The sequence below is a fragment of the Massilia sp. Dwa41.01b genome (assembly GCF_014171775.1).
In the GTDB taxonomy this organism is placed as follows: domain Bacteria; phylum Pseudomonadota; class Gammaproteobacteria; order Burkholderiales; family Burkholderiaceae_D; genus Telluria.
In genome coordinates this window covers 3,603,941-3,624,715 of the sequence record NZ_CP050454.1, presented here as the reverse complement: position 1 = coordinate 3,624,715, position 20,775 = coordinate 3,603,941, and the positions used below count along the sequence as shown (strand labels likewise).

Sequence of the window (20,775 nt, the reverse complement as noted above, 5' to 3'; positions counted from 1 at the left end):
CACACTCGCTTCCGCGGCCCGGCAATTGTGGAGTGCGTGCCAGGTGTTGGCAGCGCCATGCGCCGATGCCAGCCCCATGTGGTGCGCTACCAGGGCGTTCGCATGCCCATGGCCCATCCCGTGCTCGCTTTTCAGCCATGCGAGCAGCTGCATATGCTTCTGCTCGCCCCTCTGCCGCAGCAGCGCGAGCCAGTATGCGATGGGATGGCCATACTTCTGCTCGATGGACGGAAAACAGGATGCCGGGCCTTTCGCTTTTGTGTCGCTCATTGTTCGCTCCATGGATGATCGAAGAACTGTCGAACGCGCCCGATGAGGCGAACGAGGCCATCCCAGCCGTCCACAACGGCCGCTCCATGCCTGGGATCGTCCAGTTCGGCTTCTTCGAGCGTCCATTCGCCACGTCCGAACTGGCAGTAGTAGCACGCGGTGGTGTCGGGGGCCGCCAGCATGCTTGCCACATCGTTGCTAGAATCCTCATTTCGATCCGCGCCCGCCGGCGCGCGGCGCTCACCTCCACGACCATGACCACCCACACCGACATGTCTCCGCGCGCCGCCTGGCTCCTGATCCTGTCCGCCAGCGCGATCCTGATGATCACGATGGGCGCGCGCCTGACCACGGGCCTGTTTCTCTCGCCGCTCAACAGCGCGACCGGCCTGGGCGTGGCCACCATCAGCTTCGCGCTGGCGGTCGGCCAGTTCATGTGGGGCGCCTCGCAGCCCGTCTTCGGCGCGATCGCCGACAAATACGGCCCGGCGCGCGTGATCGTGCTCGGGGCGCTGCTGCTGGCCGGCGGCCTGGCGGCCACGCCTTTCGTCAGTTCCGAATGGGGCTTGCTGCTCACCATGGGCGTGCTCTCGGCGGCAGGGGCGGGGGCGGGGAGTTTCTCGATCCTGATCGGTGCCACCGCCCAGCGCCTGCCCCTGCCGTCGTCCCTTCGCGTCCGGCTTCATCAATGCCGGCGGCTCGTTCGGCCAGTTCGTGTTTTCGCCGCTGATGCAGTTCCTCATCGCGGGGCCGGGCTGGATCGTCGCCATGTTCACGATGGCCGCCACCACCTTGCTGACCATCCCGCTGGCCTGGCTGATGAAAGGGCGGAGGGCGGCCGCGGGAAGCGTCGCCGCCGCGGGCGCCGCGCCGATTGCTGGCATCGGCCTGACCCAGCAATTGCGCGAGGCGCTGCGCGACCGCAGCTACCTGTTCCTGCATGCGGGCTTTTTCACCTGCGGCTTCCACATTGCCTTCCTGGTCACCCACCTGCCAGGCGAAGTGGCACTGTGCGGCCTGCCGGTGGGCGTGGCCGGCACCGCGCTGGGCCTCATCGGCCTGTTCAACATTGCCGGCAGCCTTGCCGCCGGAGCGCTATCGACGCGCTACCGGATGAAGAACCTGCTGGCGCTGATGTACTTTGCCCGCGCCGTGATCATCGCCCTGTATCTGCTGGCGCCGAAGACGGCGCTCACCTTCTACGTGCTGGCCGCGGCGCTCGGCTTTACCTGGCTGGCCACGGTGCCGCCCACCGCCGGACCTGGTGGGCAAGCTGTTCGGTACGCGCTACCTGGCCACGCTGTTCGGCCTGACGCTGCTGTCGCACCAGGTTGGCGGCTTCTTCGGCGCCTGGCTGGGCGGCCTGTCCTTCGTGCGCTTTGGCGACTACAGCTGGATGTGGTACGCCGACATCGCCCCTGGCGCTGGCCGCCGCCGCGATCAACCTGCCGATCCGCGAGGCGCCGGTGCCGCGCGGCGTGGCGCCGGCGGCGAAGGCCTGAGGTGGCGCGCGACCCCGGGCCTACCGAGAGGTGGCCGTGCACTCGGTGCCGGACCCGCGCAGCGGGCGCTTGCGCATCGCGCCGATGCCCGGGCAGGCCTTCGCGCCGACGATGCGGGTGCAGTGCGCGCGCGCCCTGAGCGACCCCGAACAATATCCGCCCGGTACCCGCTTCCTGCTCCGCGCCAAGCTCACCGACCGCCTCGGCGGCACGCCTTTCCTCTACGCCCGGCATGGCGACGCGGTACAGGTATTGAGCGCGGCGCAGGCGCGCAAGTTCCTGGCAGCCTTCCGGCGCGGGCGCATCTGAGCGGGAGCCGCGCGCGCCATGCCTGCCGCACTCGTTAGTATGGACACTTCCCGATCGCACAAGGAAAGGAATTCCCATGGCAACGAGAAAAATCGCAATCGTCGTAGGCAGCCTGCGCAAGGAGTCGTTCAGCAGGAAGCTCGCCAGGGCCATGATGGAGATGGCGCCGGCAGGGCTCGAGATGGAGATCGTCGAGATCCGCGACCTGCCGCTGTATAACGAGGACGACGAGACCGCCTCGCCGCCGCCGGCCTTTACCGCTTTCCGCGACCGTATCCGCGCGGCCGACGCCATCCTGTTCGTCACGCCCGAGTACAACCGGTCGATCCCGGCGGCGCTGAAGAACGCGATCGATGTCGGTTCGCGTCCCTACGGCAAGGCTGCCTGGACCGGCAAGCCCTGCGCCATCGTCAGCCAGTCGCCCGGGGCGCTGGGCGGCTTCGGTGCCAACCACCACCTGCGCCAGACGCTGCCCTTCCTGAACATGCCGGCCATGCCCGCGCCGGAAGCCTATCTCGGCGGCATCGCGGCCAAGTTCGATGGCGAGCGGCTGGCCGACGAGTCGCTGCGCGGCTTCCTGCAGAGCTTCGTCGACAGCTTTGCCGCCTGGATCGAGCGCCATGCCGCCTGACAGGGGGCGTCCGTGCCGCGCCGGGCAATCCTGCGTGCATGATTCTGACGGAAACATGAGCGAGCGGAAGCCGATGGCGGGAGGGTGATGCCGCGGGGCAAGCTGGGCCGCTGGGCTCGCACTTTTGATCTAGCGCAAACGTTTATGGCCGTGCTCCCCTAGCCTTGAGGCTTCGCGCGAAAACGCTTGAACCCGCCAGCTTGCCGCTACCGGGCTCTACCGTTTCCGGGCGAATTCCCCGGCGGCGGCGGTGCGCAGTTTGCCTTGCCCTGCCGGGACACACTTACAACCTTTTCCCATGAACGAGGCACGCATGTATCCATTTTCCCAATCGGTTAACCCGGCAGTGCGCACCCACCTGGACGCGCAAACGGCTTTCGTGAACGACATGTCGAAGTCCCTGTTCCAATCCTTCCAGCAGATGTGCGACCTGAACATCAAGCTGGCCCAGACGATGCTCGAGGAAACGACGCTGGCAAGCCAGCAGCTCCTCACCGCCGACCGCCAGACCGAGCTGCTCAGCGCAGCCGCGTCGCGCGCCCAGCCCGCCAGCGAGAAGCTGCGCGCCTACCAGCAGCACATCTCGCGCCTGGCCGCCGATGCCCAGGTCGAACTGGCGCGCGTGACCGAGCAGCACGCCCAGAACACGGCCCGCACGGCCCGTGCGCTGGCCGACGAGGTTGCACGTACCACCAGTGAAGAGGCCGAGCGCGGCCTGCGCAAGCAGCAGGAAATCGTCCAGCAGTTCGTCGATCCGTTCACCGGCCGCGGCAACGGGCACGCGCAGGCCGGCGGCAACGGCAACGGCAACGGCAACGGTCACGCCCAGTCGCAGGGCAACGGCGGCATCGGCGTCGGTTCGCAGGGCGCAAACTCCGGCCAGTCGCCAGGCGGCTTGAGCTCGCGCGGCGAAAGCAGCCAGGCCGGCAGGGCATCGCATAACGCTTGAGCAGCCACCGGAGGGGGCGGGGGCGTCCCGGCCTAGTTTGCAGCACCCTCCCTCCCGTCGGTGCCGCTCTCGTCCCCATCCTGGCGCTCCCGGTCCAGCTCGGCTTTCATGGCCGCCACGTCGGCCATGAATTCGTCGACGCTGCCGTCGGGGGTGGCCCGCATGTCCGGCGGCAGCAGCACCGACATGTAGAGTTCGTCGGCAAGGCGGCCATTGCGCTGTTCATTGCTGATCAACACCAGTCCGGAACCGAGCACGGCGAGCGCGGCGCACATCACCGCAAAGCGGCGCCGCGGCTCGGGTTTGACGGTGGTCAGGTGGAAGTACACCATCCCGGCCACCAGCAGGATCGCCACGTGCGAACCATAGCGCGTGAACACCTCGATCGACCAGGCATAGCCGAGCGCGCTCGATAGCAGCCGGAACAGCATGAGCGCGGCGATGCCGCAGCCGAATATGAACAAATGCCGCCCGAGGCGCGCATGGCGGCCGAACAGGCGGTTGCCGAAGGCCCACAGGCCGCTCCACACCAGCGCCGCGCCCATGCCATAGGCCAGGGCCAGCAGGTAGCGGAAGGGACGATAGGCCTGGGTGTCGGCCAGCCACATCGTGAACAAGGCCACCAGCGCCACCAGCACCGTGCCGGCCAGGCCGGGCAGGGCGCCCTCCCAGCCGTGCATGGTACGGTCGAGCAGTTCGGCAGGCACGGGAAAATCGGCGGCGCGGATGCGCAGGCTGGTATGGCCGAGCCGGACCACGGTGTTGCCGTCGACCGGCAGCGATGTGCGCCGCGTCCTCCCATGCACGACGCCGTTGCGGGTGCCGAGGTCGCGCAGCACCAGGCCGCCATCCTCGCCCAGTTCCACCATCGCGTGGCGCGGTGCCGCGTAGGCATCGTCGAGGATGTAGTCGTTGTCGTAGCCGCGGCCGATCCGGATCGGCAGGCGGTCGACCCGGTGACGGTGCAGCACGTCGCCGTTGCGCGCAAGGGTTTCGATGAACCAGGGGCCCGTCATAGTTTCCCGCTGCGCCCGAGCGCGCTGAGGAAAGCACGCGTGACGCGCATGCCGTTGTCGAAGGACACGCCGGCCACGTCCAGGCGGCTCTGCAGGCTGGCCTGGGGTTGTCGGTGCTGGCGGTCAGCAGCGTGAAGTTGTACAGGCCCGGGAACTTGCGGTAGGCGCGCACGCAGGTCACGGCGCGCAGGGGCAGCGTGTTCGTGCGCACGAAACGCTCCCGGCACAGTGGTCCGGTGAGCCGGGTGTCGCGCGTGCTGCCCAGGCGGTCGAGGCCGAATTCGCTGCTGGCCAGCGCGGCGAAGCGCAGTGGATGCAGGGTGGCCGAGCGCAGGTACTGGTGCGTCATCGACACGTGCCCCGTCTGTTGGGTGTCCGATACATAGATCGCCGATTCCATCGCGCAGCTCATCGTGTCCGAGCTATAGCTGGCCTCGGCCTTCACGTTCGAACGGCCCCAGCAGCGTACCTGGCCCGACTCGCGCACGGGCACCCGGTACGGCCCCATGTTCTTGATCGAGAGCGGGGTATCGAGCAGCCTCCCCACCATGGCGCGCTGGTGCGCCAGCAGTTGCTGGGCAATCAGGGGATTGAAGTCCTTCGGCGGCGGGCCTCCCCCGACGACCCGGCGCAGCAGTTCCTGCGCATACTTGACCGGCACCAGGAAGCTGACCGCCTCGCCGTCGCGCCGCTTCGAGACGTTGATGCCGGCCACCGTGCCGCCGGCGGTCACGCTGGGCCCGCCGCTCATGCCGGAATTGATCGGGCCGCTGAAGATGAGCTGGTCGTAGAAGCTGCGGCTGACCACGCCGTTATAGGCCCCTTCGGATATCGCGAAGCCGAGGTCGAGCGGGTTGCCGAGCGAATACAAATCCTGGCCCTGGGTGAGCTTGACGGGTTTGTCGGGCACGATGAAAAAGCCGCTGCCGTTGCGGTTCACGCGCAGCACCGCCAGGTCGTGCAGCACGTCGACCGCCATCAGTTCGACCGGACCATGCCTGCCGTCGGTGTCGACGTATTCGCCGACATACACGCCCGGATCGAGCGCCATCTGCGACACCACGTGGTAGTTGGTGATGACGAGATTGCTGGTGCCGACCAGAAACCCCGAACCCACTGTCGACTGGGTACGCCCGTTTCTCAGCAGCATGCGGATTTGCAGCAGGTCGGCCTGGGCCGACGAATACAGCTGCTGGGCGCTCGATGAGGGCGGCGGCAGGGTGGTGGTCTCGTCGGTTTCGCCGGGCCGGGCGCCGACGGGGTGGTGGCCGGCGGCGCCGCGGGCGGCGTCACCAGCGGCGGGACGGGCGGCGTGGCCGCCTTGTCCTTGCCCGGCGACGGTGCCGAAGTGCGCTCCAGCCCCGCGGCCGGTTTGCCGGCGGGCGGCGCGGCGGCCGCTGCAACAAGAGGGAGCGACAGGCAAAGCGCGAGGCAGGGGGCCGGGAACCGCCTGGGGCGGAACGGCAAGCACCGCAGGAAGAATCGCGCCAGGCGCCACAGCGCGGCATGCGCCAGGCAACGCGGCCAGGACAGCCGCAGGCAGAAGGGAAGCTCAGGCGGCAGGGACGGAACGGCTCGTTTCATGGCGGCGAAGGAGCACGCGGCCCGTCCTTGCCCGGGCCGCCATGCCCACGTTGATCGTCAGCGGATGGCAGTAGATGACTACCATCTTGCCACCACCCTAGTTTGTCTGCAGAACGTTACAGTTCGCCATCTTCGGCAACGGCATCCAGCTGCGCCGTCATCATGTGGCCCAGCTTGGCCTGCTTGGTGTTCAGGTAGCCGTTGTTGAAGGCGTTGCGGTTCACCAGCAGCGGCACGCGCTCGGTCACGGCAATGCCCAGGCGGGTGAGGGCGTCGATCTTGCGCGGGTTGTTGGTCATCAGCTTGACCTGCCTGATGCCGAACTGTTCCAGCATCGGGCGGCACAGCTCGTAGTTGCGGGCATCGGCGTGGAAGCCCAGCTGCAGGTTGGCTTCGACCGTGTCGGCGCCGGCTTCCTGCAGGCGGTAGGCGCGGATCTTGTTCACCAGGCCGATGCCGCGGCCCTCCTGGCGCAGGTAAAGCAGGACGCCGCGGCCCTCGGCGGCGATGCGCTTGAGCGCGCCCTCGAGCTGGGCGCCGCAATCGCAGCGCTGCGAGAACAGCACGTCGCCGGTCAGGCATTCCGAATGCACGCGTGCCAATACCGGCTCGCCGTTGCCGATGTCGCCCAGCGCCATCGCCAGGTGCTCCTTGCCGGCCGGGCCATAGCCCGGCCCATGCTCGACGAAGGCGTGCAGCGTGAACTGGGCCCGGGGCGTGGGCAGCGCGCAGGAAGTGACGTAGTCGAGCAGGGGAGCGGTGGCGGGCGTGGTGTCGGACATGCTGTGGTGGCGTGCGGATGGTTGTAACGCGTAAGTATACGGGAAATCGGCCTTGGCCGTGTGCGTCGGGAAAACCGGCCGGCCATGCGCCGCGCAGGAACGCGCCTTGATCGCGGGAGCGCGCCTGCCGCGCCAGGTGCTGCAGAGGACTGATTCACCTCGGCAATTGAGGAGGCGAGCGCCCCGTGCTACGCTTGTCGCATTGCCACCAGCCAGCTTCCATGAACCACATACCGCACGAAGTCGCTCCGCCGCAGGATGGGCGCACCGCGCCCGAGACGGCGCCGCAGGGCAAGCCCCGCCACAGTCTCGGTACCTGGCTGGCCCTGGCGTTTTCGCTGCTGTCGATCTTCCTGACCGTGCTGCTGGTCGAGGTGATCGACGTGGCGGCCACCCGCGAAGTCGAGGCCAGCATCGGCAACGGACCTGCGCGACCTGGCCGTGCAGGCCGCCGATAAGCTCGACCGCGGCATGTACGAACGCTACCGCGAGGTGCGCCTGCTGGCGCAGCGGCGCGACCTGGCGCCCGGGAATGCCGATCTGGCCTCGCGCCGCGCCGTGCTCGACAGCATCCAGCAATCCTACGGTTTCTACGACTGGATCGGCATGGCCGGGCTCGACGGGCGGGTGCAGGTTGCCGGCCGCGGGTTGCTGGAGGGCGCCAACGTCGCGCAGCGTCCCCGGTACCGCAATGCGCTGCAGGGCGTGAATGTCGGCGACGTGCACGAGGCGGTGCTGCTGGCCAAGCTGCTGCCGCGCCGGGGCAACGAGCCGCGTCGCTTCGTCGATGTCGCCTTTCCCTACCAGGATGCCGACGGCCGCACCGCCGGCGTGCTCGGCGTGCACCTGTCCCGGCAATGGGCGCGCGCCGTCGAGCGCTCGGTGATCGCGCCGCTGGCCAAGCGTGGCCACGTCGATGCCCTGATCATCGGCAGCAACGGCACCGTGCTGCTGGGCCCGCCAGGGCTGCAGGGCAAGACCTTGGACCTGCCCAGCCTGCGCCTGGCGCAGCACCAGGAAACCGGGCACCTGGTCGAGCGCTGGCCGGACGGTACCTCCTACCTCGTCGGTTTCGGGCGCAGCAAGGGTTTCGATTCCTATCCCGGCCTGGGCTGGACGGTGCTGGTGCGCCAGACCCAGCAAGAAGCCTATACGCCGGCACGCGCGCTGCGCCAGCGTGCCTGGTCAGCGGCATCCTGCTCGCGGTCCTGTTCTCGATCGTCGGCGTGGTGCTGGCGCGCTACATCACCCGTCCACTCGGGCGCCTGGTGGGCGAGGCCGAGCGCATCCGCAGCGGCGAAAGCCTGCGCATGGCCTCGGGCCGCGGCAGCTATGTCGAGGTGGCGACGCTGTCGGACACCCTGAACGCCCTGCTGACCGACCTGGCCCAGCGCCGCCATGAACTGAAGAACGTGAATGCGACGCTGGAGGCGCGCGTCGAGGCGCGCACCCGCGAACTCGAGCGTGCGCTGGCCTCGGTGCGCGCAAGCGAACAGCGCATCAACGCCATCGTCGAAGCCGCCCAGGACGCCTTCGTCGGCGTCGACCTGCGCGGCCTCGTCACCGACTGGAACAGCGCGGCCGAGCAGATGTTCGGCTGGGAGCGCAGCGAGGTGCTCGGCTGGCCGATGGCCGAGCTGCTCATCCCCGAGCGTTTCCGCCCCAGCGCCCACAAGGCCATCGACGCCGTGCGCAGCACCGGTTCCAGCCCGCTGTTCGACCAGCACGTCGAACGCATCGTCATCAACCGCTATGGCGTCGAGTTTCCGATCGAGATGACGGCCGGCCTGGTCAGCAGCGGCGAGGGCGCCTTCCTCGCTGTCTTCCTGCGCGATATCTCCGAACGCAAGAAGGTCGAGCGCATGAAAAGCGAGTTCGTGGCCACCGTCTCTCACGAACTGCGCACGCCGCTGACCTCGATCCGGGCCTCGCTGTCGATGCTCTCCGACGGCATCGCCGGCGAGCTGCCGCCGGATATTGCCAGCCTGGTGCAGATCGCCAACGAGAGCTGCGAACGCCTGGTGCGCCTGGTGAACGACGTGCTCGACCTGCAGAAGATCGAAGCGGGCGGCATGCACTTCGAACGCCACGCCCAGCCGCTGTTGCCGGTGGCGCGCCAGGCGCTCGACAGCATGCGCGCCTATGCCGACCAGATGGGCGTGGCCCTGCGGCTCGAAGGCGACGACGGCGCGCGCACGCTCGCCGCCGCGATCGACCGCGACCGCCTGGTGCAGGTGCTGACCAACCTGCTGTCGAACGCGATCAAGTTCACGCCGCGCGGCGCCACCGTCACGCTGTCGCTGGCGCCGCACGGCAACTGCGCGCGGCTGGCCGTGCGCGACCAGGGGCCGGGCATTCCCGAGGCCTTCCGGCCGCGCGTCTTCCAGCGCTTCGCCCAGGCCGATGGTGCCGATACGCGCCAGAAGGGCGGGACCGGGCTCGGCCTGTCGATCAGCAAGAGCCTGGTGGAAGAACATGGCGGCACGATCAGCTTCGAGACCGCGCCAGGCGCAGGCACGACCTTCCTGGTCGACCTTCCGCGCGCGCAAGCGTGAGGCTCACAAGCGATCGGCAGGAGCGATGGGCGAATGTGCCGCCGTGTGCCGCACGCCATTCAATCAACAAGGATGTCATGAAAACCAGGATCGTCACCTGCCTGTTCGCGGTCTTGCTCGCGCTGTTTCATATGCCGTCGCACGCGGTCGACTGCGAGGCCGAATACCAGCGTCACCTCGCAACTGAGCTCAGCTTGTCCTACGAAGAGTTCGACCAGACCCTCGGCAAGGGCATGCGGCCGCTGGCGAACGCCGGTTGCGCCAAGGAGGCGGCCGACCTGATCCTCGCTTATATGGAAAAGAACAAGGACAATCGCAATTCCCTGGTCTGGCACGTGGCCCAGCAACGGGCGCTACAGGACGACAGGCCGCAGGCGATCAGGTACGCGAAACTGTCGCTGCTCGATACCGAGGACTTCAGCAGAAGTCCTTGCGCTGGAACGCCTTCGTATTGGCCACCATCGCCTTTCTGGAAAAGGACAGACCGTCCTTCGACCGCCACGCGCAACAGGTGCGCGATGCGCGCGACACCTATTTTGGCAACGCACTGAACGCCAAGCTGCTGGACAAGCTCGCGCTCAACTTCGAGAAGAACTACAAGGACGCGGCTGCCGAAACGGACTAATTAAGAGCGGGAGGGCGGCGCCCGTTACAACCTCGTACACGGGACTGCCGGTGTGGAACCATCGGACCCGCAATATTGGGGCGCATTCCCTCCTTAATATGAGGGAATACGCCCCAAGTTTTTGGAAAAAATGCGACACATTGAATTGTTTTTGAATTATCTGGCCGTTACATTGTGTGATTGTTTCCGTGCGTTAATATCTCTGATTTCACAAATTGCATGCCGGGAGAGCGTATTGAACCGGCCTTTTCACGAATCACAGGGCTATCCGGCCGCGAAAGTGGAATTTCACACTATTCGTTGAAATGTGACACGGCGCCCTGTCAGAAGCATCTCGGCATGCCATTTTTCGAAATGCAATGAATGAACCATAGCCAACAAAGCTTGGACTGTGGAAATTTGCATGTGTACAATAACCGGCTTGTTGGTTCAGTCATCTTTTCCTGTCGCTTGCTCTGCAATGGTTCGCTGGTGAAAGTAGTACATAGAAAAAGACCAGCATATCTTCCATTCTGTTAGCCCTAGCGTCACCGGAAAAACAATGTCTGTCACCCTGTTTCGGGCGATGAAGCTGCTTGGCTTCGCCGCCGTACTTCCCATTTTCGTCTCTGCCTGCGCCAATATGGAGCCAGGCATGCGCATCGACGTGGACCGCGTGCCGAGCACGCATTCCGCACCGATGCCCGATCCCGTCATCAAGCTGATCACCCCAGAGCTGATCCAGAGCGAGCGCGCGGCCAGGCAGCAGAATGCCGACCAGCGCGTGCAAGCCCTGTTCGCCGATGCCCGCCCCTACGTGATCGGGCCGGGCGACCTGCTATCGGTCCTGGTGTGGAACCACCCTGAACTCAATATCGCCGCAACGGGCGCCCAAGCGCTGTCGAGCTCTGGCGCCCAGTCGCCGGCAGCCTTTGTCGTCGATAGCCAGGGCATCATCCAGTTTCCCTTCGTCGGCCCGATCAAGGTGGCCGGCATGACCGAGCTGGAAGCACGCAGCCTGCTGTCGAAGCGCCTGATCGAGTCGATCAAGAACCCCGACCTGACGCTGCGCGTGCTGTCCTACCGCAGCAAGCGGGTCTATATCGACGGCGACGTCAAGATCCCGGGCAGCCAGGCAATCGACGACGTGCCGATGACCCTGTTCGAAGGCGTGAGCCGTGCCGGTGGCTTCCTGCCGACCGCCGACCAGAGCCAGGTGATCGTGGCACGCAAGGGCGTGTCCTATCCGGTCAATGTGCCGGAACTCGTGCGCCAGGGCGCGGACATGACACGTCTGATGCTGGCCTCGGGCGACGTGGTACGCGTGCCCAGCCGCGACGAGAACAAGGTGTATGTGCTGGGGGAAGTGAACCGCCCGGCCGCATTGACCATGCATAACGGCAAGCTGACGCTGGCGGCAGCCCTGGGTGAGGCCGGCGGCCTGAACCAGCTGAGCAGCGCCGCACGCCAGGTGTACGTGATCCGTGGCGCCAACCTGTCCGAACCAGTGGTCTACAACCTCGACGCCAGTTCGCCGGTGGCGCTGGCCATGGCAGAAGGCTTCGAGCTCGACCCGCGCGACGTGGTGTATGTCGACGCCGCCGGCCTGGCGCGCTACAACCGCATCGTCAACCTGATCCTGCCAACCGCGGCGACGGCGGCGAGCTCCGTGGGGCAGATCAACCGATGAACAATATTCTGGTGGTTTGTATTGGCAATATTTGCCGGAGTCCGATGGCGGAGGCTTATCTACAAGCAAAGTTGCCCGGTTCCCGCGTCACGTCATCAGGTGTAGGTGCTCTCGAAGGGCGATCTGCAGATCCAAATGCGGTGCAGTTGATGAGTGAGGAGCTGATTGACATACGCGGTCATGTCGCTAGGCAAATTAGCGTCCTGGACGTGTCCCAAGCGGATTTAATTCTTGTGATGGATAAAGAGCAGAAACGTTGGATCGAATCTCGATTCACGTCTGCGAGAGGTAAGGTTTTCCGGATTTGCGAGCAGCAGGAGATCGATGTGCCCGACCCATATCGTGAAGGGATTGAAAGCTTCAGGCACGCACTGCAGCTGATCAAAATCGGCGCGGACGTATGGGCGAAAAATATTAAGAAAATGAGTTGATCTGACGGCTCTGCTTACTCACTGGTGAAAAACTCTATGAATCAATCAGCCTCAACAACTATCTTGAAAAATCCAGAGAGCACACGTGATGATGCTGCACTGGATATTGCTTCGTATATTGATGCAATCATCGACAACCGTGGGCGCATAATCGTCGTTGCCGCATTGGTAGTTGCACTCGCTATCTTTTATACCTTCGTAGCGACGCCAATATACCAGGCGAATATGCTGATTCAGGTCGAGGATAGTGCAGGATCGCCAGCTAATATGTTCGGGGATCTGGCTGGGGCTTTTGATATGAAGTCAGCTGCAACAGCGGAGATCGAAATCCTTCGATCACGCACGGTTGTTGGCCGCGCGGTCGAAAACGCTCAGCTCTACCTCTCGCTGCAGCCGAAGCGCGTACCGCTGTTGGGTGACTGGATTGCACGCGGAAGTGAAACACCTAGTAAGCCTGGATTTTTAGGTCTGGATGGCTATACATGGGGCGGAGAGTCCGCAACAGTAACGGCATTCAAGGTCCCTGAATCGCTGGAAGGGGAAGACTTCCTGATCACAGCGATGACTGTGAACCGATACAAGCTGGAATCGAGCAAGCGAGGTCTCGCCATCATCGGCGTCGTTGGCGCGCCCTTGTCCGCAAAGACCGAATTTGGCCAAATCGAATTGACTGTGGCGTCACTAGTTGCGCAGCCAGGCGCTCAGTTCGTCATATCGCGTGCCCCAATGCTAGAAACCGTGGAGACTCTGCAGCGTTCACTTTCGATCGCAGAGCGCGGAAAGCAGTCCGGAATCATCGGGATCGCCTTGGACGGTGTCGATCAAAAGCTTATTGTGCGGACGTTGAATGAGATCGGTATGGAGTATACAAGCCAAAATATTGATCGCAAGTCCGAGGAGGCGCAAAAATCGCTGACTTTTCTAGAGGCTCAACTCCCTCGTATGAAGGAGAGTTTAGAGTCGGCAGAAACGAAATATAACGAGCTAAGAAACAGCCGTGGTACGGTGGACCTATCGGAAGAAGCGAAATCCATCCTTCAGCAGTCAGTCGCGAATCAAGTCAAACTAAGCGAATTGAGGCAGAAGCGGGAAGAATTGCTTGTGCACTATCAGCCAGCAAATCCAATTGTTCGAGGAGTGGAGGAGCAGATTGGCTCGTTGAGCCGTGAAATCGAGGCCGTCAATTCGAAGATTCGAAAAATGCCAGCGATTGAGCAGGATGTCGTTCGGCTAACGAGAGACATCAAGGTCAATACGGATCTGTATACTGCTCTGCTGAACAGCGCCCAACAGCTGAAGTTGGTTAAAGCGAGTAAGGTTGGAAATGCGCGGGTACTGGACGAGGCAGTAATTCCCCGCGAACCGATCCGACCTAGGAAGTCGTATATTATTGCTGGCGCTGCGATCGCGGGAGTGATGCTTGGCGTTATGTATGCTCTGGCGAGGAAACTCCTATTCGGTGGCATTGAGGATCCGCACGAGCTCGAACAGCATCTTGGTTTGACCGTTAGCGCCGCGATCCCTCATAGCGCGCAGCAAAGCTCCACGAGCCTACAAATCAAGGCTAGCGCGCGCAAACTACCGGTACTCGCTGAAGAGGACGCGACTGAACTCGCGATTGAAAGTTTACGAAGCTTCAGAACGTCTCTTCAGTTTTTGATGTTGTCTGCTCACAATAAGGTGGTGATGATTTCCGGTCCCACACCAGGGGTTGGCAAATCTTTTGTCTCCGTCAATTTAGCGGCGGTCCTGGCCTCTACCGGAAAACGAGTATTACTTATTGACGCTGACATTCGACGAGGATATTTGCAAAGGTATTTTGGTCTGGAGCGTCAGAATGGTCTTTCCGACGTTCTTTCTAACAGGATCCCATTGGAAAGTGCCGTGCATCGCGAAGTTCTGGGTAATCTTGACTTTATCTCGACAGGAATCTTACCCTTGCGTCCTGCAGAACTGCTTGAGCACGCGAATCTTGCATCCGTATTTGCTGCGGTCGAGGATAGTTATGATTTCATTGTTGTTGATACTGCCCCAATATTGGCCGTAACTGATGCTTTAATCATTGCGCCTTACGCGGGCACGGTCATCAATATTGTCCGCAGCAAAGTGACCTCGGTAGGGGAAATCGAAGAAACGCAAAAACGCGTCGCGCTTGTCGGCGCAAAGGTATCGAGCTGGATATTCAATGACTTGCGCCATTCTGAGCGACGGTTCGGTACCAGGATGCGCCATGGTAAATATCGATACGCCAACTATAAGTATTAAGAAGTGATGAAATATTTTGCTCGGCCGTTTTCTGCCCTGCTGTTGAATCGTAGAGCAATAGCGGCCGTGGTCATCTTGTGGCTAGGCGCCATTCTGGGCGCATTGGCGAGCTTTTCCTCGCAAGTGATGATAGCGCGTGCGCTGACGCCTGCTGAGTTTGGAGTGTTTGCATCTGCTCTCGCCTTGGTCACTGCGATATCGCCGCTTGCTGGATTCGGCCAGCATACCTACCTCGTTAAAGTCTCTGGTCAAGGTCCGAGTTACTTAGCGAATAAGTTAGCGGATAGCCTCAGTTTCGTCATCGCAAGTACAGCAGTGAGCTGCACGATTCTTGTGTTGGCTGCAACGGCGTTGTCGGCCGGCGGCTACTCATTGGTTGTTTCTCTCGTGTTGGGGTCGATCGTTGTTGCGTCTGCTACAAACGACCTGGTTAGTTTGAGATTGATATTGGCTGAGCGTCATACTGAACTTTCGGTTTGGAATTCGCTCCCTCATCTCGCGAGGCTCGTCGCAGTTGGGGTAGTTATTCTGCTAGCACCATCAGTCAACGCAATGCATTTTGCTATTGCCTACTCTTTGGTGGCGGTAATGCTGGTTGCTATGAGTTGCAAGCCGATCTCGAAGCTTGCAGCCTCCGTGCGTTCGAATGTCGAAAAAGACTATGCCGGAAGTGCCATGCCCATCTGGCGAAGGATTTTATCCGTTGCGCATGTTGCGTGGCCTTATGGTGTCGAGCCCTTTATCTACATGGTTTATTTCCAAGCGGCGATCGTCATAATTTCTCAATTATCGGGTTCGCACCAGGCGGGTGTGTTTGCCGCGTCCGTTACTGTACTCTCGGCTGCATATCTTCTTCCAACCGTAATCTACCAAAAGTTTTTGATACCAAAATTTCACCGGCTCCGCCATTTTGATATGCAAACATTGGTGACCCTTTATCGAAACGGGATCAAGCTGATGTTGATCTTTGGAATCGTAGTGGGCGCTCTTGTGGGTTTTATTTGCCCATTGATCATGCCCTTGTTATTTGGTAATTCTTATCTCGAGTCCGCGTCTTTAATGCTTCTTCTTGCACTGTGTGTCCCCGCAAGGTACCTGTCGACCGCTTTTGGCGCGGCATTTCTGGACAGGGGTCAGATGAGAGATCGAGCGGCCTGTTTCACAGCTGCCGCCGTTGTTGTGGCCATAACCACGGCAGCGTTCGCTAGTAAGTACGGAGCAGTTGCAGGCGTCGCCGCAACTATTCTTGGCGAGTACGTGATACTGATTGCGTTTATCCACCGCGCGCTGAAATCCCAGTTGCTGAGTAAAGGTCCAACGACGGGCAAACAAATAAACGAAATACGATGTGGAGAAGTAACATGACCAAACCACTTTCGGTAGCGTTTGCTGGCTATTATGGCATGCAGAATTTCGGGGACGACTTGTTCGCATACGCCTGCGTTGACGGTGCAAGGCGGTATTGGCCAGGAACTAGTGCCCGTGTAATTGGACCGCAGCTCGACTTCGACGCTCCCTCAGCATTACCCCGGATCCTTCCGCCAGAGCTATATTGTGCAAAGACCAAAACCGGCGGCCTGGTACGCGCTGCGGTTGTGTTGAAAGAGATCATTCATAACCAGATGGTTGTCTTCGGAGGAGGATCGCTTTTTGTTAACTCTGACTCTGGAGTCTTTCGCCTCTACAAGCATGCGTTGAAAATTGGTGGGATCCGACTTGCTGCAGTGGGGGTGTCGATCGGACCGTTCGATTCTCTCATCGCAGAGCGCCGAATGAAGACCTTCCTGTCCGCCTTTGAATTTCTGAGCGTGCGCGACCGTGTGTCTTACGAGGCAGGAATCGAAATGGGGCTGAGTACCACTGTCCTTGCCGCCGATCTCGCTGGCGCCGTTGCTGCTGATCGATTTGAAAGAAGTATTTTTCTCGCTAGAAGTGAATGCAAGGTCTTGGGAGTTTCGCTGTGTGAATTTCCTGGATCGGTGCGATCTCAAGTAAACGACCGGCTCATCAGTGAGATAGTTAGAACTGCTAAGAAGATAGGTTGTTCCGTTAAGATTTTTAGTCTGAATAACCATGCAAACGACGGCGACGATAAGCTGGCATCAATGTTAAAGATGCGCCTGGTTGAGGCCAAGGTTGATTGTGTTATCAGTTACAACAATAGACAAGGTGTTGAGGCATCGCTTCGGGAAATTGCAGCGTGTGCATGGTTCGTGAGTGTGCGGCTTCATGGTGCAATAGCCGCCTATCTAAGCGGCGTGCCTTTTGTTCTGCTTGAGTATCACCGGAAATGCAGCGACTTTCTCGATGACATCGGGCAGTCCGTGAGCTTAAGGCTCAATGCTGAAAGTAACGCTACAGACATTTGTAACGCATTGGAGCATCTCAGCTCAACAGGAAATCTACCGAGTATGGCTGTCTCAGAATACCGGTTGCAGGCACAACGGAACTTTACAGCTGCTCCGTGGATTGCGACGAACAAATGATGAAAAATACAGTTTCGATAACGGTCGTGATCCCATGCTATAACTGCGTAGACACAATTGGTCGCGCAGTCACCTCTGTGTTAGAACAGACGGTATTGCCTGAGCAAATCATCTTGATCGATGACCGAAGTACTGATCAGACCTACGATGTGATAACGGCAATTTCGCTCGCTCATTCGTCGGTAAAAGTTTTACAGAACCCGGTCAACGGTGGTGCTTCAGTTGCCAGAAATTACGGCTGGAGCGAGGTCGCAACAAAATATGTGGCATTTCTTGACGCAGATGATTGTTGGCATCCGAAGAAGATCGAAGTTCAATTTAACTTGATGGAGCAGATTCCGAACGTCGCCTTTTCGGGCCATCTCGTGTCCGTGATGACGCAGGTTCAGCGAACAGCTTCAGAATTATCTGAAAAAAAGGGTATCGAATTAATCGGTGCAAGAAAACTCTTATTGCGAAACTGTTTTGCAACGTCTTCAGTTATGTTGAAGAAGGACTTGCCCGTGCGCTTCGATGCTGAGAAGCGTCGTTCGGAAGACTACTTGCTCTGGTTGACGCTGCTGTTTTCTGGATTCGAGGCAGCCCTGATCCACCAACCGTTAGGAAGCAGATTCGCTGCCCCTTTCGGAGAAGCAGGCTTGAGCGGTAACTTGTTGAGCATGCAGGCTGCTGAGTTAGAGACGCTGAAGCGTTTGCGCAAGCAGAAATATATATCGGCAATCGAATTGTCGCTCGCAGTTACATTTTCGTGCTTGAAGTTGTTAAGACGGATAGCTGTCTCTGGTATCCGTAATCGTTTCCGGAAATTCTATGCGTAGCATACTATGGCCAATCCGGATGCCATTACTTCTTCTGTCAATTTTGGTACTGGCCGCAAAAATAATTGGTGCGCGCAGTTTAGATGTGGGTACTGATACTGAGAATTATGCTGAGCTATACCGTGTCATCGGCGGTTGCATGTGTCTTCACGAAGGATTTGAGCCCGGCTTCCAATATCTCACGCTTATGATCGCCGGCCTTGGCTTCGGGACGGAGTTCTATTTTTCGGCGATATCGTTGACCTTGTGGGCTCTTTACATGGCGTATGTCACCCAACTCACACAAGGTAGTACATTATCGAAGCAGGATCGAAGCGTCCTTTTCTATTCGATTGCTAGCGCGCTTTTATGTTCGCCTTTCTTTCTTTCTTCACATATCAATATTTTGCGCCAAGGTATTGCGTCGGTTCTTCTATATATGGCGACGCTAGGATTTTTGCGAAAACAATGGACTTGGTTTGCGATTAGCTCGGCATTGGCGTGCGCCTTTCACTTCAGCAGCGGCTTGTATGTGCTGCCATGCTTTTTGCTGGCGTTGAGTTTCCGGCGTTTGGTAATATTCGTGTTCGCGGGTTCCGTGTTGTATATCTCGGGCGTAACTCAAATAATAGTGGTATTTTTGGCCGAACAGTTGGGTCTGTCGTTTCTAAACGCCATGCTGACATATGGCGCGGAATCTGAATACCAAGGGGGGATTCGACTGGACTTTCTTCTTTTTACTTGGTGTGCTTTTGGAGTCATGTATGCACTGTCACGGTTGGTTAGTGAATCCAATTTGCGGATATTCATTCGAGAAAACTTGAAAGTTTATCTGGTATTGATGGTTCCGTTTGTCGCTTTCGGCTACGTCGGCTATTCGGATCGCTACTTGTACCCGGCCTGGATTTTTATGTCTGTCATACTCGGATTGATCTTGTTTTCCTCAGGACGCTTTCGCCGCTTCTCCAAGGTAATTCTGCCTATCTTTCTTACGCTTGCAATGGGGTCCTTCCTGCTGCCGGCAATTGCTTAAAGGTAGGGTGAGTGAAACATATAACTCATGCACGTACGGCCATATTGCTCAGGGTTTTTCGCGACCTGTTTGTGGTTAAACGTGCCTCAGGTGACACTTCGCGAGTCGAAAAAACAAGCAGCAATGTAAAAAAACTGCTGATCACGACCACCGTCCCCGAAACCCTGCATTCGATCCTCGGTCTCCAGCCCCGTTTCCTGTCGGCGTATTTCGACGTGTCGCTGGCGACGAGCGCTGGCGATACGGTCGACGCGATTCGCGAGCGCGAATGCGTGCCGGTCGCCGAAGTGCCCATGGTGCGGCGTATCGATCCGGTGGCCGATATGAAGGCCTTGCTGGCGATGATCGCGCATATCCGCAAGCTGCGGCCGGACGTCATTCACTCGTACACGCCCAAAGCCGGCTTGATCACGATGCTTGCCGCCTGGGTTTGCCGCGTTCCGGTGCGCGTGCACACCTTTACCGGACTGCTTTTCCCGACCGCGGTTGGCATGCAGCGATTGTTGTACATCGCACTCGACAAATTGATCTGCATGTGTGCCACGCGCGTGGTGCCTGAAGGGGAGGGCGTGCGCAGGGATCTCACGGGATCGCGCATCACCGGCAAGCGGCTGGAGGTGATCGGACACGGCAACATTGCGGGGGTCGACACGCAGTTCTTTTCCCCCGAGGCCGGCGCGGTCACGGGCCAGGCGCACGTGTTACGACGCGACCTGGGCATCGGCGACGGCGCCTTCGTATTCTGCTTCATTGGGCGCCTCAATCGGGACAAGGGTATTGCGGAGCTCGTCGAGGCATTCGGTACGCTGCCGGAGTCCGCGCACCTGCTCATCGTCGGTGCGGTCGACCTGTCGGCGCCTGCAGAAACGGGTGCGCTTGCGGCGATATCGACGCACCGGCGTATCCATCGCCTCGGATACCAGAACGATGTGCGTCCGGCCTTGGCCGCTGCCGACGTCCTGGTCCTGCCGAGTTATCGGGAAGGCTTTCCGAATGTGGTCCTGCAGGCCGGTGCGATGGGTGTTCCTTCGATCGCGTCGGATATCAGCGGCTGCAATGAAGTGATTTCGCCTGAAAGTAACGGATGGCTTGTGCCGCCTCGCTCTGCCGACGCCCTGGCAAGCTGCATGAAGGAGGCGATGGGTGTCGAACCTCAGGTCCTGTCGCAGATGGGGCAGCGGGCGCGCAGCGTCGTACAGGAGCGTTTCGAAAGGACGGCTCACTGGGAGCGGATGAGGTCTTTTTATACTGATTGCGTGACGGAGAAATGAATTGAAACGGCTGTTTGACTTACTGGTTGCCGCGACTGCCTTGCTCGTCCTGGCGGTGCCGCTGGCGCTGTTTGCGCTGGTTCTGCGCCGGAAATTGGGCTCGCCGGTGCTGTTCCGGCAGAAGCGCCCGGGCATCGATGGCAAGGTATTCGAGATGGTGAAATTCCGCACGATGACCGATGCGCGTGACGAAGCAGGCGAGCTTCTGCCCGATTCCGTGCGGCTGACGCGATTCGGGCGCTTTCTCCGCTCGAGCAGCATCGACGAACTTCCCGAATTGTGGAACGTGCTCAAAGGCGAGATGAGCCTGGTCGGGCCGCGGCCCTTGCTGGTCGAGTACCTCGATCTGTACACGCAGGACCAGGCCCGTCGCCACGAGGTAAGGCCAGGCATCACCGGCTGGGCGCAAGTCAACGGTCGCAACGCCCTGAGCTGGAATGAAAAGTTCAGGCTTGACGTCTGGTACGTGGATAACCGCTCGATCTGGCTCGACATGAAAATCCTCTGGCTCACCGTGAAGAAGGTGCTGATCCGCGAAGGAATCAGTGCGGCAGGCGATGCCAGCATGCCGCGCTTCACCGGCGGCGCGGACTAGGGGAA

General features: G+C 60.5%; 19 protein-coding genes and 3 pseudogenes. 17 read left to right on the top strand and 5 right to left on the bottom strand.

What is annotated here, in order from left to right; all coding sequences use genetic code 11:
* Positions 1 to 81: 81 nt before the first annotated feature.
* Positions 82 to 270: pseudogene (locus G4G28_RS26635) on the bottom strand (DUF4287 domain-containing protein); the annotation flags it as partial.
* Between the two features lie 254 nt (positions 271 to 524).
* Here G4G28_RS26635 and G4G28_RS29380 point away from each other — a divergent pair.
* From G4G28_RS29380 to G4G28_RS16560, 4 genes and pseudogenes are all read left to right on the top strand, one after another.
* Positions 525 to 1,772 (top strand): annotated as a pseudogene (locus G4G28_RS29380) (MFS transporter).
* Between the two features lie 111 nt (positions 1,773 to 1,883).
* Positions 1,884 to 2,081 (top strand): hypothetical protein, encoded by a 198-nt coding sequence (locus tag G4G28_RS16570; protein WP_229508101.1) that lies wholly within the window; start codon positions 1,884 to 1,886, stop codon positions 2,079 to 2,081.
* A gap of 76 nt (positions 2,082 to 2,157) precedes the next feature.
* Positions 2,158 to 2,712, top strand: a complete 555-nt coding sequence (locus G4G28_RS16565; protein ID WP_182989094.1) for an NADPH-dependent FMN reductase — start codon at positions 2,158 to 2,160, stop codon at positions 2,710 to 2,712.
* Between the two features lie 298 nt (positions 2,713 to 3,010).
* Positions 3,011 to 3,661: a phasin family protein gene (locus G4G28_RS16560; protein ID WP_229425143.1), complete on the top strand. Its 651-nt coding sequence runs from the start codon at positions 3,011 to 3,013 to the stop codon at positions 3,659 to 3,661.
* 32 nt (positions 3,662 to 3,693) lie between these two features.
* Here G4G28_RS16560 and G4G28_RS16555 read toward each other — a convergent pair whose 3' ends face one another.
* The 3 genes and pseudogenes from G4G28_RS16555 to ribA all read right to left on the bottom strand — a co-directional run bounded on the left by G4G28_RS16555 (position 3,694) and on the right by ribA (position 7,043).
* Positions 3,694 to 4,677, bottom strand: a complete 984-nt coding sequence (locus tag G4G28_RS16555; RefSeq protein ID WP_182989093.1) for an FHA domain-containing protein — start codon at positions 4,675 to 4,677, stop codon at positions 3,694 to 3,696.
* Between the two features lie 703 nt (positions 4,678 to 5,380).
* Positions 5,381 to 5,827: pseudogene (locus tag G4G28_RS28510) on the bottom strand (serine protease); the annotation flags it as partial.
* A 550-nt stretch (positions 5,828 to 6,377) separates the two neighbouring features.
* Positions 6,378 to 7,043 carry a GTP cyclohydrolase II gene (ribA, locus tag G4G28_RS16545; RefSeq protein WP_183107602.1) on the bottom strand — a complete coding sequence of 222 codons (666 nt, stop codon included), beginning with the start codon at positions 7,041 to 7,043 and terminating at the stop codon, positions 6,378 to 6,380.
* Positions 7,044 to 7,264: 221 nt separating this feature from the next.
* Here ribA and G4G28_RS26630 point away from each other — a divergent pair, with 221 nt between their 5' ends.
* The 3 genes from G4G28_RS26630 to G4G28_RS26620 are packed head-to-tail and all read left to right on the top strand — an operon-like array spanning position 7,265 to position 9,598.
* Complete coding sequence (locus tag G4G28_RS26630) at positions 7,265 to 7,501, top strand: hypothetical protein (RefSeq protein WP_229507689.1); 237 nt, start codon at positions 7,265 to 7,267, stop codon at positions 7,499 to 7,501.
* Positions 7,485 to 8,408: a cache domain-containing protein gene (locus G4G28_RS26625; RefSeq protein WP_229507688.1), complete on the top strand. Its 924-nt coding sequence runs from the start codon at positions 7,485 to 7,487 to the stop codon at positions 8,406 to 8,408. The genes G4G28_RS26630 and G4G28_RS26625 overlap by 17 nt, the downstream gene beginning before the upstream one ends.
* A complete protein-coding gene (locus G4G28_RS26620) occupies positions 8,354 to 9,598 on the top strand; it encodes a cell wall metabolism sensor histidine kinase WalK (protein WP_229508100.1) in 1,245 nt (414 codons plus the stop codon). The genes G4G28_RS26625 and G4G28_RS26620 overlap by 55 nt, the downstream gene beginning before the upstream one ends.
* A gap of 59 nt (positions 9,599 to 9,657) precedes the next feature.
* Here the strand turns inward: G4G28_RS26620 and G4G28_RS16535 are convergent, their stop codons facing one another.
* A complete protein-coding gene (locus G4G28_RS16535; RefSeq protein ID WP_183107601.1) occupies positions 9,658 to 9,933 on the bottom strand; it encodes a hypothetical protein in 276 nt (91 codons plus the stop codon).
* A 95-nt stretch (positions 9,934 to 10,028) separates the two neighbouring features.
* Between G4G28_RS16535 and G4G28_RS16530 the strand changes: the two genes are divergently transcribed.
* From G4G28_RS16530 to G4G28_RS16485, 10 genes are all read left to right on the top strand, one after another.
* Positions 10,029 to 10,223, top strand: coding sequence for a hypothetical protein (locus G4G28_RS16530; protein ID WP_182989090.1), 195 nt, complete (start codon positions 10,029 to 10,031; stop codon positions 10,221 to 10,223).
* A gap of 634 nt (positions 10,224 to 10,857) precedes the next feature.
* Positions 10,858 to 11,892, top strand: a complete 1,035-nt coding sequence (locus tag G4G28_RS16525) for a polysaccharide biosynthesis/export family protein (RefSeq protein ID WP_229425140.1) — start codon at positions 10,858 to 10,860, stop codon at positions 11,890 to 11,892.
* Entirely contained in the window at positions 11,889 to 12,323 is a 435-nt protein-coding gene (locus tag G4G28_RS16520; protein WP_182989088.1) for a low molecular weight protein-tyrosine-phosphatase, read from the top strand. Before G4G28_RS16525 ends, G4G28_RS16520 begins: the two co-directional genes overlap by 4 nt.
* A 36-nt stretch (positions 12,324 to 12,359) precedes the next feature.
* Positions 12,360 to 14,588, top strand: a complete 2,229-nt coding sequence (locus G4G28_RS16515; protein ID WP_182989087.1) for a polysaccharide biosynthesis tyrosine autokinase — start codon at positions 12,360 to 12,362, stop codon at positions 14,586 to 14,588.
* A gap of 6 nt (positions 14,589 to 14,594) precedes the next feature.
* Positions 14,595 to 15,953 carry an oligosaccharide flippase family protein gene (locus G4G28_RS16510; RefSeq protein ID WP_182989086.1) on the top strand — a complete coding sequence of 453 codons (1,359 nt, stop codon included), beginning with the start codon at positions 14,595 to 14,597 and terminating at the stop codon, positions 15,951 to 15,953.
* The gene (locus G4G28_RS16505) at positions 15,950 to 17,074 is read left to right on the top strand and encodes a polysaccharide pyruvyl transferase family protein (protein WP_182989085.1); all 1,125 of its coding nucleotides are present in this window, start codon (positions 15,950 to 15,952) and stop codon (positions 17,072 to 17,074) included. Before G4G28_RS16510 ends, G4G28_RS16505 begins: the two co-directional genes overlap by 4 nt.
* On the top strand, positions 17,074 to 17,892 hold the full coding sequence (locus tag G4G28_RS16500; protein ID WP_182989084.1) for a glycosyltransferase family 2 protein: 819 nt from the start codon (positions 17,074 to 17,076) through the stop codon (positions 17,890 to 17,892). Before G4G28_RS16505 ends, G4G28_RS16500 begins: the two co-directional genes overlap by 1 nt.
* A 19-nt stretch (positions 17,893 to 17,911) precedes the next feature.
* Positions 17,912 to 18,904: an EpsG family protein gene (locus G4G28_RS16495; RefSeq protein ID WP_182989083.1), complete on the top strand. Its 993-nt coding sequence runs from the start codon at positions 17,912 to 17,914 to the stop codon at positions 18,902 to 18,904.
* 44 nt (positions 18,905 to 18,948) lie between these two features.
* Positions 18,949 to 20,175: a glycosyltransferase family 4 protein gene (locus G4G28_RS16490; protein WP_202033663.1), complete on the top strand. Its 1,227-nt coding sequence runs from the start codon at positions 18,949 to 18,951 to the stop codon at positions 20,173 to 20,175.
* A gap of 1 nt (position 20,176) precedes the next feature.
* A complete protein-coding gene (locus G4G28_RS16485; protein WP_182989082.1) occupies positions 20,177 to 20,770 on the top strand; it encodes a sugar transferase in 594 nt (197 codons plus the stop codon).
* Positions 20,771 to 20,775: the final 5 nt, after the last annotated feature.

Coding starts and splice junctions, on each gene's coding strand:
- G4G28_RS16520 (WP_182989088.1), top strand. CDS start 11,889: ATGAACAATATTCTGGTGGTTTGTATTGGCAATATTTGCCGGAGTCCG.
- G4G28_RS16515 (WP_182989087.1), top strand. CDS start 12,360: ATGAATCAATCAGCCTCAACAACTATCTTGAAAAATCCAGAGAGCACA.
- G4G28_RS16555 (WP_182989093.1), bottom strand. CDS start 4,677: ATGACGGGCCCCTGGTTCATCGAAACCCTTGCGCGCAACGGCGACGTG.
- G4G28_RS26630 (WP_229507689.1), top strand. CDS start 7,265: ATGAACCACATACCGCACGAAGTCGCTCCGCCGCAGGATGGGCGCACC.
- ribA (WP_183107602.1), bottom strand. CDS start 7,043: ATGTCCGACACCACGCCCGCCACCGCTCCCCTGCTCGACTACGTCACT.
- G4G28_RS16505 (WP_182989085.1), top strand. CDS start 15,950: ATGACCAAACCACTTTCGGTAGCGTTTGCTGGCTATTATGGCATGCAG.
- G4G28_RS16510 (WP_182989086.1), top strand. CDS start 14,595: ATGAAATATTTTGCTCGGCCGTTTTCTGCCCTGCTGTTGAATCGTAGA.
- G4G28_RS16500 (WP_182989084.1), top strand. CDS start 17,074: ATGAAAAATACAGTTTCGATAACGGTCGTGATCCCATGCTATAACTGC.
- G4G28_RS16495 (WP_182989083.1), top strand. CDS start 17,912: ATGCCATTACTTCTTCTGTCAATTTTGGTACTGGCCGCAAAAATAATT.
- G4G28_RS16560 (WP_229425143.1), top strand. CDS start 3,011: ATGAACGAGGCACGCATGTATCCATTTTCCCAATCGGTTAACCCGGCA.
- G4G28_RS16565 (WP_182989094.1), top strand. CDS start 2,158: ATGGCAACGAGAAAAATCGCAATCGTCGTAGGCAGCCTGCGCAAGGAG.
- G4G28_RS16525 (WP_229425140.1), top strand. CDS start 10,858: ATGCGCATCGACGTGGACCGCGTGCCGAGCACGCATTCCGCACCGATG.
- G4G28_RS26620 (WP_229508100.1), top strand. CDS start 8,354: ATGGCCTCGGGCCGCGGCAGCTATGTCGAGGTGGCGACGCTGTCGGAC.
- G4G28_RS16570 (WP_229508101.1), top strand. CDS start 1,884: ATGCGGGTGCAGTGCGCGCGCGCCCTGAGCGACCCCGAACAATATCCG.